Source organism: Brevibacterium sp. OS20, assembly GCF_056837565.1.
The window spans coordinates 3,852,247-3,866,927 of sequence record NZ_CM166367.1 but is presented as its reverse complement, the minus strand read 5'-3'; the positions used below and the strand labels follow the sequence as shown (position 1 = coordinate 3,866,927).

The following is a 14,681-nucleotide window of genomic DNA, read 5'->3' as shown; positions in this document are numbered from 1 at the left end:
CGGTAGAGGATGGTTCCATGTCGAAGAAGTCCCGGGTCTGGCTGGCCGTCGCCTTCGTCCTCGTGCTGCTCGCCGGAGCCGGAGTCTTCGCTCTCTTCCGGCTGCCGATGACGAAGTCCTCCGCCGCCGAGGCGGCCGCCCACGACCTCGCCGAAGAGCAGCTGAGCTCGGACATCTGGCATGAGAAGGACCTCGCCCAGGGCCTGTTCGACCGCGTCACGAAGGCATTGGGCACGAAGGTCGACCTGCGGTCGGTCACCGTCGACGACATCACCGAGGCCGACGGTCGGACCCTGGCCACACTCGATTGGACGTGGGCGAACAACGACGGAGAGTCCTGGGAGTACAGTTCGCAGCTGCCCCTGGAGAAGAACGGGCTCTTCTGGTGGGCGGATCTCACGGAGAAGGCCATCCACCCGAAGCTCGGCAAGGGCGGTCGCTTCGAACTGCGCGCGAACCAGGGAAGGAGGGGGAACATCCTCGGTGCCGATGATGAAGTGCTCATGGAGGAGGAGAAGGTCGTCGACATCGGCGTCCACCCGAATCGACTCGAACCCGACACCATCGGCCGACTCGTCAGCGGACTCAACGACGGTGTCGACTCCCTCGACCTCGACGCCGATGATCTCGAGAAGTCCGTCGATGACGCCGAAGGCAACCAGCTCGTCCCCGTCGTGACGCTGCGCGAAGGCGACTACAAGTCGGTCAAGGACGCCATCCACGATCTGCCGGGAGTGCTGTTCACCGAGGATACCCAGACCCTGACCCGGTCCCGCGGGTTCGCCCAGGCCACCCTCGGTTCCGTGGGGCAGGCCAGCGCCGACGACATCGAGAAATCCCAGGCCACGATCATCCCCGGCGAGATCATCGGCCGCACGGGTCTGCAGAAGACATTCAACAATCGGCTGAGCGGACCCGGCGGCGTCGAAGTCTTCGCGAAAGGCGATGCGAGCGATGACACGGGCGGAACGACGAAGCTGACGAGTCTCCATGCCTTCACAGCCGAAGACGGCGAGAATCTCGAGACCACCCTCGATGTGCGGATCCAAGAAGCCGCGGACAAGGCGGCTGCGACCGGCAGGAAACCGACAGCTCTCGTCGCCATCCGACCGAGCGACGGTCACGTCCTCGCCGTGGCCAACCACGACCCGGAAGGAGCGGCCTGGGACCGAGCGCTGAGCGGCCAGTACGCTCCCGGCTCGGTGTTCAAGATCGCTTCGGGCCTCGCGCTCCTCGAATCCGGAGTGAAGCCGGACGACACGATCGACTGCCCGCAGACAGCGACGGTCGGTGGCAAGAGGTTCAAGAACGCCGAAGATGAAGTGCTCGGCGACGTCAGCTTCGCCAGCGACTTCGCACACTCGTGCAACACCGCTTTCGTCTCCTCCGGGGACGAGGTCACCGGCGACGACCTGACCGCAGCAGCCGAGCAGCTGGGCATGACGGCTGCGACATTGGGCATCGGAGCGAAGACCGCCTCGGTGCCGGCCGACGACGACGAGGTCACGCATGCTGCGCAGATGATCGGTCAGGGCAAGGTGCAGGCGAGCCCGCTGTCCGTGGCGACGATGGCCGCCTCGGTGCAGGCCGGGGAGACCGTGGACCCGCAGCTCGTGCTCGGTGATGCCCTCGACGATGCCGGCGTCGACGAGTCGGGTGCGGAAGGGGCTGACGATCCTCCGGCCCTTGATGGCCAAGCGGCGAAGGAGATCTCGAAGATGATGCGAGCGGTCGTCACCGAGGGCACCGCCACCGATCTCAAGGACGTTCCCGGCGATCCCGTCCACGGCAAAACCGGAACAGCCGAATACGGCAATGACTCCCCGCCGCGCACCCATTCGTGGTTCGCCGGATTCCAGGGCGACCTGGCCGTGGCCGTGCTCGTCGAAGACGGCGGATTCGGCGCCGAGGCGGCCGTGCCGGTGGCGCACGAATTCTTCGACAACGTCAACTGACCCCCACCTATATTCGCCGGTCTACTTCATGCGCAGGGACCGCATGGCCTGCAGCGCCCCGGTCATGGCCTTCGCGAACTTCGCCTGGTCGAGGGGGCCGGCCGGTGCGATCGGGTGGAGGCGCTGCTGCGCGATCGTGTGCGAGTGCATGAACTGAAAGAGGCCCTCAGGGCCGTGCCGGTGGCCCATTCCCGAGGCCTTGACTCCGCCGGCTGGTGCGTCGATGGATCCCCAGCTGGCCGGGTAGACCTCGTTGATGTTGACCATTCCGGCCTCGACCTGCCGCGCGATCTCACGCCCGTGGGAGCGTGAGTACACCGATGCCGAGAGTCCGTAGTCGCTGTCATTGGCCGCAGCGATCGCCGCGGCATCCGACGGCACCGAATAGACGGAGACGACGGGACCGAAGGTCTCCTCGCGATGCAGCTCCGCCTCAGGAGGAACATCCGTGAGCACGGTCGGGGCGTAGAAGTAGGGGCCGAGATCGGGCACCGGGTGTCCTCCGGCGAGAACCGTGGCACCGGCGCTGCGCGCCTGCTCGACATGGTTGGTGATCGTCTCGAGCTGCTTCGGTCCCGCCAAGGTGCCCATGTCCGGGCCGTACTCGAACGCGGCGCTGAGACGGTAGGCACGGGCCGCCTCGGCGAAATGGGCGCAGAAGGTCTCATAGAGGTCCTCGTGGACGTAGATGCGCTCGATGGAGATGCACAGCTGCCCGGCCGACGAGAACGATCCGCGCACAGCACCCTCGACGGCCTTCTCCAGATCCGCATCGGCGGCCACGATCAGGGGATTCTTGCCTCCGAGCTCGAGTGCGGCGGGGAGCAGACGCTGACCCGCCTCGGCGGCGATCGACCGCCCAGCGGCCGTCGACCCGGTGAACGAGATTCCGTCGGCGCCGGCCATGAGCGCGGGTCCGACCTCGGCGGAGGGCCCGGGCACGAGCTGCCAGACCTCGGCGGGCAGGCCGGCGGCGATCGCCAGCCTGCGCATGAACACCGAGGTCAGCGTCGTCGTCGAGTCGGGTTTGTGGACGACGGCATTGCCGGCGGTCAGGGCGGCGAACAGGTCGGTCGCCCCCAGGGTCAGCGGGTAGTTCCATGGTGTGATGAAGCCGATCACGCCCAGTGGGGTGCGGGTGACCTCGGTGCGGGTGAGCACGGGGATGGCTCCGCGCCGTCGTTCGGGGCGCAGATAGCGGGCGGCCATCACCCCGTAGTGGCGGAGCACATTGAAGGTATCGAGGATCTCGTCATAGGCGTGGATGCGGGCCTTGCCGGTCTCGTACTGGATGATGTCGAGGAGCAGATCCTCATTGCGGACCAGTGCGGAATGCAGTCGGGTGAGCACCTTCGCTCGGTGCTCGACCGACTGAGCGGCCCATGCTTCGCCGGCAATGCGCGCGGTGGCGTAGGCAGCCTCGATATCTTCGGGAGTGTTCCGGGCGAACCTGTCGACCTCCTGGCCGGTGAACGGCTCGACTCCGCGCACCACCTCGCCCGAGCCGGAGGCGTCAGCGTACGGATCGGTGTCGAGGAAGTCCCGCAGCGCCGCGGTGACATGCGCGGAAGGGGTCCCGGCAGCGTCTGCTTCGGAGGTGCGTGCGGTGGTCTTTGTACTCATCGGCTTCCTCTTTCTGTGACGTAGGTCATCGCAGGCTAGACTACCGAATATGGTTTCGAGTGATCTGCGGAGGGCGCTGAAGGGGACCGGCGCACCCACCGCCGTCCTCGATCTCGACGCCTTCGACGCGAACCTCGACGCCCTTGCCGAACGGGCTCGCGGACTGCCGATCCGCCTGGCCACGAAGTCCCTGCGCGTGCCCGCCGCCATCGACCGGGCGCTCGCCCATCCCGCATTTTCCGGGGTGCTCGCCTATTCCGTCCCCGAGGCGCTGTTCCTCCACGTCCGCGGCATCCGCGATATCGTGATCGGCTATCCCAGCCTCGACCGAGCTTCCCTGAGTCGGATGTTCGCCGAGTCGGGAGCGTGCACGAACATCACCCTGATGATCGATTCCGTGGACCACCTCGACATCATCGACGACGTCCGAGAGAACCTCACCGAGGCGGGAGCCGCCTCGGTGCGGGTGTGCATCGACGTCGACTCCTCCTATCGACCGGCCGAATCCTGGTTGGGCGACCGCGTCCATATCGGGGCCAGGCGCTCGCCGATCCGTGACGGGCGAGCGGCCATCGCGCTTGCCCGGCAGGTCGCGGCGCGGCCCGGTTTCGACCTCGTCGGGATGATGTTCTACGAGGGGCAGATCGCCGGCACCGCCGATGCCGGACGCTCGGCGCGGCAGGCGATCGTGCGCGCCATGCAGAAGGCCTCGATCACCGAACTCGCCGAACGGCGAGCAGCCGTCATCGCCGCAGTCCGCGAGGTTGCCGACCTCGAATTCGTCAACGGCGGCGGGACCGGTTCGTTCGAATCCAGCTCCGTCGAGGGCACTCTGACCGAACTCGCCGCCGGATCCGGCCTCTTCTCCCCGGGACTCTTCGACGGCTATACGCACTTTCGGCATCGGCCGGCCGCGTACTTCGTCACGCCCGTCGTGCGCAGACCCGGCCCTGGCTGGGTGACGGTCTTCAAAGGCGGATTCATCGCGTCGGGGGTTCCTGGTTCCGACCGGCTGCCGACCATCGCCTGGCCGCCGGGCCTCGAGTACTCCGGTCTCGAGGGTCCCGGCGAGGTGCAGACTCCGCTGACCGGGCCCGGCACGGAATCGCTGCGCATCGGGGATCTCGTGTGGTTCAGGCATGCGAAAGCAGGCGAACTGGCCGAACATTTCAACGAATTCCTCGTCGTCTCGGGATCGACGATCATCGACACCTGGTCGACATACAGGGGAGAGGGACTGGTGCTGTGAGCACGATGAACAGAGGCCGAAGCACTCAAGCGCGCGCTCGGACCGCGCAGCGACGAGCGTTCCGGAACTGGGCCGGGCACGTCCACGCACATCCGCACACATTCTCGAGCCCCGCCTCGGCGGAAGAGCTATCGGGAATCGTCACGGCCGCTGCAGCGGCCGGGGACCGTCTGCGGGTCGTCGGGGCCGGGCATTCGTTCACTCCCGTGGCCGCCGGCGATGACGTCATGGTCAGCCTCGACGGACTGTCGGGGATCGTCGCCGTCGACGAGGCGGCCGACCGGGTCCGCTTCCACGCCGGCACCCGACTGCGGGACATTCCCGCCCTCCTCGCACCCTTCGGCCTGGCCCTGGAGAACCAGGGTGACGTCAATCCGCAAGCCCTTGCCGGTGCGATCTCGACGAGCACACACGGCACCGGGATCGGGTTCACCGGGTTCGCCGGGACCGTCACCGGACTGAGCCTCATGGGCCCCGACGGCGAAGTACGGGAGCTGTCGGCCGAGGCGGAACCGGAGATCTTCGACCTCGCACGGGTCAGCCTCGGCGTCCTCGGAGTCATCACCGAGGTCGAACTCCAGTGCGTGCCTGCCTTCGACCTCATCGCCGAGGAGAAGGTCGCCGGATTCGACGAGCTCCTCGATGGGCTCACCGAGCGGATGCGCGGGGCAGACCATTTCGAGTTCTACTGGTTCCCGCACACCGATTCGGTGCTGACGAAGACGAACACCCGGGTCGAGCCTGGGCAGGCCGGGCCGGGTCACCTCGCCGAGGCGGGGGGGCGCAACCGGTGGCTCAACCTCCTCGACAAAGAGGTGGTGGAGAACGGGGCGCTGCGGCTGGCCGTCGAGCTCGGTGCCAAGGTCCCGGCCGTGGTGCCCTCGATCAATCGGATCGCTCAGTCCGTCGTGGCAGACCGGACGTACCGGGCGCCGGGTCACGATGTGTTCGTCACCCCACGGCGGGTGCGGTTCAACGAGATGGAATACGCGCTGCCCTTCGACTCCGGGTCCGAGGCGATTCGGGAGATCAGAGACGTCATCGAGGCCAAGGGGTGGGCGATCTCATTCCCCGTCGAGGTTCGGTGCGCCGCCGCCGATGATGTGCCGCTGTCGACGGCATCGGGGCGGGAGACGATGTACATCGCCGTCCACCGCTTCATCAAAGAGGACTTCGCCGAGTACTTCCGCGTCGTCGAGGAGATCCTGTGCCGGCACGGCGGCCGACCGCACTGGGGCAAGATCCACACTCGTACCGCTGCTGACCTGCACGAGCTCTATCCGCGATTCGCGGACTTCTGCGATCTGCGGGCTCGACTGGATCCGGAGGCCATGTTCGGCAATCGCTTCACCGACTCGCTGTTCGGCGTCACGCGGCGCTGAGGTCCGTCGACGTCACCCGCGGCTGAGAGTGTTCGGCGTCGCCCGCAGTTGAGGGCCGGTCAGCCGAGAAGTGGTCGCAAACGGATACTGGCGACCGGAAAGTGGTCGCAATCGGATACTTCTGGGCGCGGAGAATCTCCGGTAGTGACCTATTCTTCGGCTGCTCGCGCGTCGAGCCAGTCGAGGATCTCCGGCCAGGCGGCCTCGGCGGTCGATCTGCGCATGAGGCCGTGATGTCCGATGCTCTTCACTCCGAGCTCCTCCGGGGCGAAGGTACGACGAGTCACCGGGGCCAGTCGCAGCCGGTCGGTGATCGCATCGATGAACGCCTGCGTCGCCCAAGGATCGTCTGAGGTGCCGATGGCGAGCACAGGTGTGCGCAGTCGGGAGGCTCGTGCCTCGGCATCGAAGCTCGGGTCGTCGAAGAAGAAGTGGGGGCGGCGCAGCCATTTCGTCCACTCGTAGAGAGCGGCAGCGGGAATGTCCTCACCGAGTCCCACTCGGCTGCCTGGCATGTACCCGAACACCCGAGTGATCGCTCTGCCGAAGACCCCGAGGCCGACTTCCACCCGAAATCGCTCGCTGCGGGGTGCGATTTGGCGCGCCGCCACCATCGCTGTGGCGACCGTGGCGATTCCACTCAGGCGCTGACCGCCGTATCCCAGGAGCAGAGCGTGCCCGCCGACGCTGTGGCCCAACGCCGTATGCGGCAGATCAGTAAATCTCTCCTCCGCCCAGGCGCCCGCTGCCGCCACATCTTCGGAGATCCAGTCGCGCATGCGGATGTGCCGATGTGCGCGAGCTTCCGTTCGATCGCCGACGCCGCGGAAGCCGTAGGTGATCACGGCGAACCCTCTCGCGGTGGCCGCCTCGGCGAAGGAGAAGTAGAAGCGTTCCGGAGTCGCGGTCGCCGGGTGGATCGTCAGCACCGCACGGGGGTCGGCCGTGGGGAGGAAGAGATGTCCCTCGAGGTCGTTGGATCCGTACCGGCTCGGCACCGGGATGCGTACGTCCTGTTTGAGAAGTGAGTCCATATCCTTCAGCGTAATCACCACGACGCCAGGATGCTACTAGTCGGTAATATAATTTTGGTCGTTGCCCTCCGTGCCGGCGTGTTCGGCGCCCTCCCGCTGCAGCCTCCGGCCCGTCCCCGCCGTAATCCTCGGCAGTATTTCGCCGAAGTCCTTTGCGGGTTCCCATGTCCGAGCGTGCTGGTACGCTCGGGGAATGACCGCGTCGGATCGGAACCATCCCGCATCACCCACTCAGGCGACCAGCCGCGAGCGGGAGAGAGGCCGGCGCAGGTCGATGTTCGTCGCCGCATTCGGCACCGTCGTCGAATGGTACGACTTCTCGATCTTCTTCTATGTCGCCACGACCCTGACCAAGGAGTTCTTCGGCGATCAGACGGATTCCCTGCTGCTGACCCTCGGGGTCGGCGCGGCGGGATTCCTCTTCCGGCCCTTGGGCGCGATGGTCTTCGGCCACCTCGGTGATCGGATCGGGCGACGATCGACGCTCATCATCTCCGCGGTCCTCATGGCGATCTCCATGCTCGGGATCGCGGTGATCCCGAACTACGACACGATCGGCATCTGGGCAGGCGTGCTCATGGTCGCCCTGCGCTGCCTGTCCGGATTCTCCGTCGGCGCGGAATACACGGGAATCATGGTCTTCCTCATGGAATCGGCGGGACCGGGAAAGCGCGGATTGGCGGCCAGCTGGGCTGCGGCCAACAGCGAGGTCGGCGCCCTCTTGGCGGTGGGGTCCGGTGCGCTGCTGGCGAATACGCTCAGCCCCGAGGCAATGGACTCCTGGGGTTGGCGGCTGCTGTTCGTCCTCGGTGCTGTGCTCGCCATCCTCATGGTTCCGCTGCGGTCGATGATGGAGGAGACCGAGACCTTCAAACGGCTGCAGCAGGCAGAGAAGGAGAAGAAGGGCACGAAGGACACGGCCCTCGAGCGCTCCCCGCTCATCACTGCGATCCTCGAACAGCCGCGGGCGATCCTCGTGGCCTTCCTCATCTCCTCGATCGGCTCGGTCAGCTACTTCCTCAACATCACCTATGTGCCCACGTACATCGAAGAGGTGGCGAAGGTTCCGAACTCCGGCTCCCTGGCCCTGGGCACGGTCGCGGCCGTCGTCGCCATCGTCGTCACTCCGTTCTTCGGCCTGGCCTCCGACAGGTTCGGGCGCAAACCCGCCCTGGCCGTTCTCATGGCTGTCTTCGTGTTCACGATCATTCCCGCATACGCTCTGCTGGGCGGCAGCTCCTCGAGTGGGGCGGTCTTCGGTGTTGCGTTCCTCGCAATTCCCGCCGCCGGGTGGAGCGCGGTGGCCGCCGCTATGGTGCCCGAGCAGTTCACCGGCACGAGCCGTTTCTCCGGCATGGCGATCGGCTACAACGTCGCCACCGTCCTCTTCGGCGGTCTCTCGCCGCTCATCGCCACGGCACTCATGTCGTCGACGGGCATCAACCTGGCGCCGGCGATCTACGCCACCGTCGTCATCGTCGTCGCTGGCGTTCCCACCCTGTTCCTCGCTCGCAGCATGGGCAAGAAGACCCTCGCCGAGGTGGACGCGGACAAGCATCTCGTCCCTGCTTGAGCGCGTGGCCGGGGAATTCGCGCGACCCGCTCAAAGCGGCACACCGACGCCTCGCGGAGTGAGACTCTTCGGGGGCTGCGGCGGATCGGTGACAGACGTTGCCGTTCTGCCACACTCTGCGCACATCTCGCGCTCGATGAACTCATAGGTTGGTTTCAGAACACGCATTCGGGCGAACGACTCCCGGGTGTGAGAGACCGATTAAGGAGTCATCATGAAACGCATGAAGCGTGCCACCTTCACCGCTGCGGCCCTGCTCAGCTGCACACTCGCCTTCTCGGGCTGCTCGCTCATCAGCCAGGCCGTCCAGCCCGAACAGGGCCAGACCGGAGAGCAGTCGAATGCCGACGCTCAGGATCAGGGCGACCAGGATCAGAACGGCCAGGATCAGAACGCTCAGGGTCAGGGCGACCAGAACGGTCAGGAGTCGAGTGCCGACCAGAACGGCCAGGAACAGGCCGGACAGGACCAGACCGGCGGTCAGGACGCGAGTTCCGATCAGTCGACCTCGGGCTCCTCGTCGGCCTCGTCTTCTGACGGGTCCGCCGGTTCGGACTCGGGAGCGTCGTCCGGCAGCCAGGGGCAGGTCAGCATCGGCGAAAGCTTCGAGGATCCGGAGATGCAGGACAAGATCGAGGTGCTCTCTGCGGTGCGGAACTTCGAGTCGTCCAAGAGGGCATCGGCGATCGAACTCGGGGGCGAAGTAGTCCTCCTCGAAGTCAAGATCACCCCAGGGCAGAAATACAGCGGACTCATCCAGTCCGGAGCATTCAAGATCTCCGAAGACGGCGGGGCGGACTACCGATACGACCAGACCGACGGCCTCGAAGCCGAAATGCGAGCTGCTGGCTACGAGCCCTTCGAAGACGTCAGACGCCGAGACGGCGGAACCCACCAGGGCTGGCTCGCCTATGTTCCGAACGAGAAGCAGGACGCCTACACGATCCGCTATGAACGCGGACCCGGCAAGGTGCTGGGAACCGACGAGAAGGTCCCGGAGTTCACGACGACCTTCGACATCCCCTCCGTCTGACTCTCGAGGCTGACTCGCGAGGGCGGCTGCGAACCGTGAGTCATGTGGCTGCGACCCGCCAAGCCTGAGTCAGGGCGGCGTCGGCCGACCAGGGAAATGCACATCGAGGCCGGTCTCCGAATTCGGAGACCGGCCTCGAGGCGTTGTCAGGCCCTGAGATCAGCCTTCGCTGAAGGCCTTCCAGTCCGAGACCTCGGACTCGGCGAGCTGAGCCGCGACACCGGTGTAGGTGGCGGGCGTGAGGGCCTTGAGCAGTTCGGCACGCTCCTCGGGCAGTCCGAGACCGTCGACGAACGTCTGCAGATCAGCTTGGTTGATGCGCTTGCCGCGAGTGAGTTCCTTGAGCGTTTCGTACGGGTTGTCCATTCCCGGCACGCCCTGCAGTCCGGCGGCACGCATGACCGACTGGACGGCTTCACCGAGGACCTCCCAGTTGCCGTCGAGGTCGGCGGCCAGAGCCTCCTCGTTGATGGCGAGCGCACCGAGGCCCTTGACCAGGTTGTTGAGCGCGAGGACCGAGTGGCCGTAAGCGACGCCGATATTGCGCTGCGAGGTCGAGTCGGTGAGGTCGCGCTGCATCCGCGAGGTGATCAGCGTCGAGCCGAGGGAATCGAGCAGGGCGCAGGAGAGTTCGAGGTTCGCTTCGGCGTTCTCGAAGCGGATCGGGTTGACCTTGTGCGGCATCGTCGACGAACCGGTCGCACCGGCGACGGGGATCTGTTTGAAGTAGTTCATCGAGATGTAGGTCCACAAATCGGTGGCCAGGTTGTGTGCGATCCGGTTGAACCGAGCGATATCGGCGAACAGCTCGGAGTTCCAGTCGTGGGACTCGATCTGCGTGGTCAGCGAGTTGAAGGTCAGCCCGAGACGGTCTTCGACGAAGGTGCGGGCGATCTGCGGCCAATCCGCTCCCGGCACAGCGGCCAGATGGGCCGAATAGGTGCCCGTGGCGCCGTTGATCTTGCCGAGGAACTCTGTGGCGGCGATGCGTTCGTACTGACGACGCAGGCGGTGGATGAAGACCGCGAGCTCCTTGCCCATCGTCGTCGGAGTGGCCGGCTGACCGTGGGTGTGGGCGAGCATCGGAACTTCGGCCAGTTCCGCGGCGGACTCGGCGAGAGCGTCGATGAGGGCTTTCGCTCTCGGCAGCCACACCTGTTCGGTGGCACCCTTGATGCCGAGCGCCCAGGACAGGTTGTTGATGTCTTCGGACGTGCAGCAGAAGTGGACGAGCTCGCCGAGGTCCTCGGCGCCGATCGTCACTAGGGCTTCTTTGATTGTGTATTCGACGGCCTTGACGTCATGAACGGTGACGGCTTCATGAGCGGCCAGCGTGGCGATGGTGTCGGCGTCGAAGTCGGCGGCGAAGGCACGCAGTCCGTCGACCTCATCGGGGGTGAGGGTGCGAACGCCCTCGATCACCGAGTTCTGTGCGAGATGGATGAACCATTCGATCTCAACGATGATGCGGTTGCGGTTGAGCGCCGCCTCGGAGAGATGATCGACGAGGTCAGCGGTGTCTTTGCGGTAGCGACCATCAAGCGGTCCGAGAGCGATGGCGGGCGAGATTTCGGCAAGGGAAACAGTCGGCATGCCCTCATTTTCTCATGAGCGGCGAATCGGAGCGGCACCCGTCCGCGCCGACCGATCGCCAGGCGCCGGCGGGACCACGAGACTCGAGCATCGCCCCTTGTGGATTCGGTGGCGACTTCGACGCCTGTGCCCTGTGGATGCTCAAGCCTCTTCCCCAGCCTTGGAATCGAGGCTTCTCTGCTCGAGCCGCTGCCGCCTACGGTCGAGTGATTCGGGCACGGATGCCGAACAGGCAGGCGGGAGGGCAGAGTCATGATCACTGACGAATTGGAGCGCAATCGTGAGCAGTGGAGGCGGCGAGCGGAGGTGCTGCACTCCCTGGCGCAGAGCTGCCGCCAGATCGACGGATGGGATTCCCCGGCGGGAGCGCTGCTCGATGACCGAGTGGCCTCTTGCGCAGAATCGATCGACGAGTTGGGCGAGAGGGCGGAGAAGCTCGCCGAGGCGTATGACCTCCACCTGCAGGTCGTGTCGGTGGGCGGGCGGATCCAGCTGTGAACACTCACCCCGCCGAACGTGAGGGCGCCGGCATCGACAGTTGGATCGTCGTCGACCTCGACCGGATCAGCAGACTGCCCGAACGGCTGCGTTGTCTTTGGCCGCCCGATCTGCTCCCTCGCCGGGTCGACCGGGACTCCCGAGCCGCCTCGGCGGAGGCGGAAAGATCCAATGCAACCGCAGGGACTGCGGCCGCAGGTTCGGGGACTGGCGCCGCACCCTCGGGAATGGGCGAGGGCCGTGGGGGCGCGAAACGGGACCTCGATGTGCTCACCGCATGGCTGCGCGGCTTCGCCTCCGAACTCAACCGGGTGCGAACGCGCATCAGCGTCGTCGTTTCATCGGGAGTCGAGACCGTCCACCTGGCACTGTGCCTGGGGCCGGGGATCGCGCATGCGATCCTCGCGTTGCAGGGGGAGGGGCTCGAAGACTTCGCGCGGCACCAGCTGCTGCGCCGGATCGAGCCGGGACGGATCGGGCACGTCGTCGAGGATCTCACCGAGCTCGTCGACCAGGACTGTGTGCTCACGCTCAGCTGGGCGTCCGGACGGGGTGCGACAGGATTGGAATTCCTCCGCCGAGAGGGCGGGACATGGTTCCGGCCGGTCATCGAGCGCGCCGGCGATTCCGTCACCGTCGACGATGACGTCGACGCCGGCGAATCAGCGGTGCGAAAGCTGCTGAGCGCCGTGCTCACGCGGACGCTGACGGCAGGAGCTCCGAGTTGACGGCGGCAGCACTGACGGCGGCAGCGGCTGACGACCGGGAGTTCGTGGCCCCGTGGGCTCGTGGCACCAGCGACCGGCAGAGACCGGGGCATGAGGGCGGCAGCGACCGGGGCATGAGAGGAGACCCGCGATGATCGACTCGACGACCCGCGGAGGCGGTCGGATCACCGTCGACGAACGCGCCGACGGCAGCGGAGACGCACTGCAGACCGTCATCGCCGACGTCGGTGATCTGTCCGTCGACGCCGCTGTCGGAGACTTCGACCTCGCGACCCTGCTCACCCAGGTCCCCGCTCCGGTGACGGCGCTCAACCTCGATGCCTGCCGGATCCGGTTCCACGCCCAGCTGACCGCCTCGGTGCTCGAACTCGAGGCGACACTGCTCGCCGTTCGTGCCGCTGCCTTCGCATACCGGCAGGCGGAGAAGGGCATCAGCGAAGTCTTCGGCGGACTGCTCGACGCTCTCGGGTACGCGACCGGCCGCATCATCGCACTCAGCCTGCCCGTCATCATTCCCGTTGCGCTCGTCGTCGGCGCTCAGGTCGTCGTGCTCACGAAGATCCTCGACGTCACCGGACTCGACGATGTCATCACCAAGCAGTTCGGCATCGACCTGGGCAAGACGAAGGCGAAAGCGAAGGAAGCGCTGATCACGTTCGCGTTCGAACAGTCCGACGTCACCGGGGCCGTCATCGAGCATGTGCTGCCGGGCTTCGTCGTCGGATTCTTCGGGCTGCCTCCGTTCATCCTCGACTCCGAAGGTGATCACGCGTTCTGGCCGCACGACTCGACGTCGATGACGATCTGGGTCCTGGCAGGTGCGAACGCGTTCGGACTGCTGCTGCCCTCCGATGTCGAGGTGTGGAGGGCGAAAGGCCTGACTGCTCCGCACAAAGAACCGCCGCGTGACGTCGAAGACCTCTTCATCCGCGAAGCGAACTGCCACCGCGGAGCCGATTCCGGACAGGTCCGCATCGAGGAGGTCGTCGGACCCGATGGGACGACCCGCTATATCGTCTACGTCCCGGCCACCACCGACTGGTCTCCGAAGTCGGGTGACAATACGACGGACCTGACGACCAACGTGCAGGGCATGGCCGGCAACGACACCGTGATGCGCGAAATGGTGCGCCAGGCGATCGCCGATGCCGGGATCGGTCGCGGCGCCGAGGTCATGCTCGTCGGATATTCGCAGGGAGGAATCACCGCAGGCTCTCTGGCCGCGGACCCCGCGTTCCTCGACGATGTCAACGTCACTGCCCTGATGACGGTCGGTGCTCCGGTCTCCGATTTCGCCATCGATTCGGGAATCGACGTGCTTTCGATCGAGCACGAACAGGACCTCGTCCCCGATCTCGACGGCAATGAGAACCCGGCGACGAAGAACTGGTCGACGATCACTGTCGACTACGACCCCGACGAACTGCGCAAGGTCCCCGAACTGGCGGACAAGACCGATGCCGAACTCGATGCGATGTTCGCCTCGGCCGGGGCAGCGCACTCGTCCGTCGCCTATGCGGCCTCGATCGGACTGCTGCTGAAGGGCGGGAATTCCGCAGTCGACCGTTTCACCTCGAAGAACTCAGGCTTCTTCACCGGTGATCTCGGGAAGACGCGCGACTACCAGGGCAAGCGCAGACGTCATTGAACTCGGTTTCGCGGAACGGCACTCGGCATCGAAACGATGGGACACCCCGGTGCACCAACGGAGCTCATGGGACCTGCACTCGATCTCCCGAAGATGGGCCGCCCCGGCGAGCGATGGGATCGTGCGAAACCCGCGCACGACCTCCCGAAGAAGGGCCGCCTCGGTGCTCGGATGTGCATTGGTCGGACGATGGAGCATCTCTGCCGTGATCGACAATTGTCCACGGAACGCTTTGGAACTCGGCCACATGTGTCGAGCTCGGGCCATAGTCTGTTCCTGACCTGCACTTTTGATACTCGAACCGCATGGGGAGAGTGGCAAGCAGTGAGTGGATTCGGTATTGTGATATCACCTGTGAATCAGAT

At 65.8% G+C, this 14,681-nt stretch carries 11 protein-coding genes; 8 read left to right on the top strand and 3 right to left on the bottom strand.

Annotation, left to right across the window (positions count from 1 at the left end; translation table 11 throughout):
* Positions 1-17: 17 nt before the first annotated feature.
* A complete protein-coding gene (locus ACVZTU_RS17235; protein WP_482400956.1) occupies positions 18-1,955 on the top strand; it encodes a penicillin-binding transpeptidase domain-containing protein in 1,938 nt (645 codons plus the stop codon).
* A gap of 21 nt (positions 1,956-1,976) precedes the next feature.
* Here ACVZTU_RS17235 and ACVZTU_RS17230 read toward each other — a convergent pair whose 3' ends face one another.
* A complete protein-coding gene (locus tag ACVZTU_RS17230) occupies positions 1,977-3,578 on the bottom strand; it encodes a succinic semialdehyde dehydrogenase (RefSeq protein WP_482400955.1) in 1,602 nt (533 codons plus the stop codon).
* 49 nt (positions 3,579-3,627) lie between these two features.
* Here ACVZTU_RS17230 and ACVZTU_RS17225 point away from each other — a divergent pair, with 49 nt between their 5' ends.
* Together ACVZTU_RS17225 and ACVZTU_RS17220 are read left to right on the top strand one after the other, a co-directional pair.
* A complete protein-coding gene (locus ACVZTU_RS17225) occupies positions 3,628-4,827 on the top strand; it encodes an amino acid deaminase/aldolase (RefSeq protein WP_482400954.1) in 1,200 nt (399 codons plus the stop codon).
* A 5-nt stretch (positions 4,828-4,832) separates the two neighbouring features.
* Entirely contained in the window at positions 4,833-6,209 is a 1,377-nt protein-coding gene (locus ACVZTU_RS17220) for a D-arabinono-1,4-lactone oxidase (protein WP_482401765.1), read from the top strand.
* A 149-nt stretch (positions 6,210-6,358) separates the two neighbouring features.
* Here the strand turns inward: ACVZTU_RS17220 and ACVZTU_RS17215 are convergent, their stop codons facing one another.
* The gene (locus ACVZTU_RS17215) at positions 6,359-7,243 is read right to left on the bottom strand and encodes an alpha/beta hydrolase family protein (RefSeq protein WP_482400953.1); all 885 of its coding nucleotides are present in this window, start codon (positions 7,241-7,243) and stop codon (positions 6,359-6,361) included.
* A 193-nt stretch (positions 7,244-7,436) separates the two neighbouring features.
* Between ACVZTU_RS17215 and ACVZTU_RS17210 the strand changes: the two genes are divergently transcribed.
* Both ACVZTU_RS17210 and ACVZTU_RS17205 read left to right on the top strand, forming a co-directional pair.
* Positions 7,437-8,816 carry an MFS transporter gene (locus ACVZTU_RS17210; protein WP_482400952.1) on the top strand — a complete coding sequence of 460 codons (1,380 nt, stop codon included), beginning with the start codon at positions 7,437-7,439 and terminating at the stop codon, positions 8,814-8,816.
* 214 nt (positions 8,817-9,030) lie between these two features.
* The gene (locus ACVZTU_RS17205; protein WP_458310403.1) at positions 9,031-9,849 is read left to right on the top strand and encodes a transcriptional regulator; all 819 of its coding nucleotides are present in this window, start codon (positions 9,031-9,033) and stop codon (positions 9,847-9,849) included.
* A gap of 159 nt (positions 9,850-10,008) precedes the next feature.
* On the opposite strand, the gene purB is transcribed toward ACVZTU_RS17205, so the two are convergent.
* On the bottom strand, positions 10,009-11,442 hold the full coding sequence (gene purB, locus ACVZTU_RS17200; protein WP_482400951.1) for an adenylosuccinate lyase: 1,434 nt from the start codon (positions 11,440-11,442) through the stop codon (positions 10,009-10,011).
* Between the two features lie 252 nt (positions 11,443-11,694).
* On the opposite strand from purB, the gene ACVZTU_RS17195 reads away from it, so the two are divergent.
* From ACVZTU_RS17195 to ACVZTU_RS17185, 3 genes are all read left to right on the top strand, one after another.
* Entirely contained in the window at positions 11,695-11,940 is a 246-nt protein-coding gene (locus ACVZTU_RS17195; protein ID WP_139909343.1) for a hypothetical protein, read from the top strand.
* Positions 11,937-12,668: a hypothetical protein gene (locus tag ACVZTU_RS17190; RefSeq protein WP_482400950.1), complete on the top strand. Its 732-nt coding sequence runs from the start codon at positions 11,937-11,939 to the stop codon at positions 12,666-12,668. The genes ACVZTU_RS17195 and ACVZTU_RS17190 overlap by 4 nt, the downstream gene beginning before the upstream one ends.
* 130 nt (positions 12,669-12,798) lie before the next feature.
* Positions 12,799-14,316 (top strand): hypothetical protein, encoded by a 1,518-nt coding sequence (locus tag ACVZTU_RS17185; RefSeq protein WP_139467457.1) that lies wholly within the window; start codon positions 12,799-12,801, stop codon positions 14,314-14,316.
* The last annotated feature ends 365 nt before the right edge of the window (positions 14,317-14,681 follow it).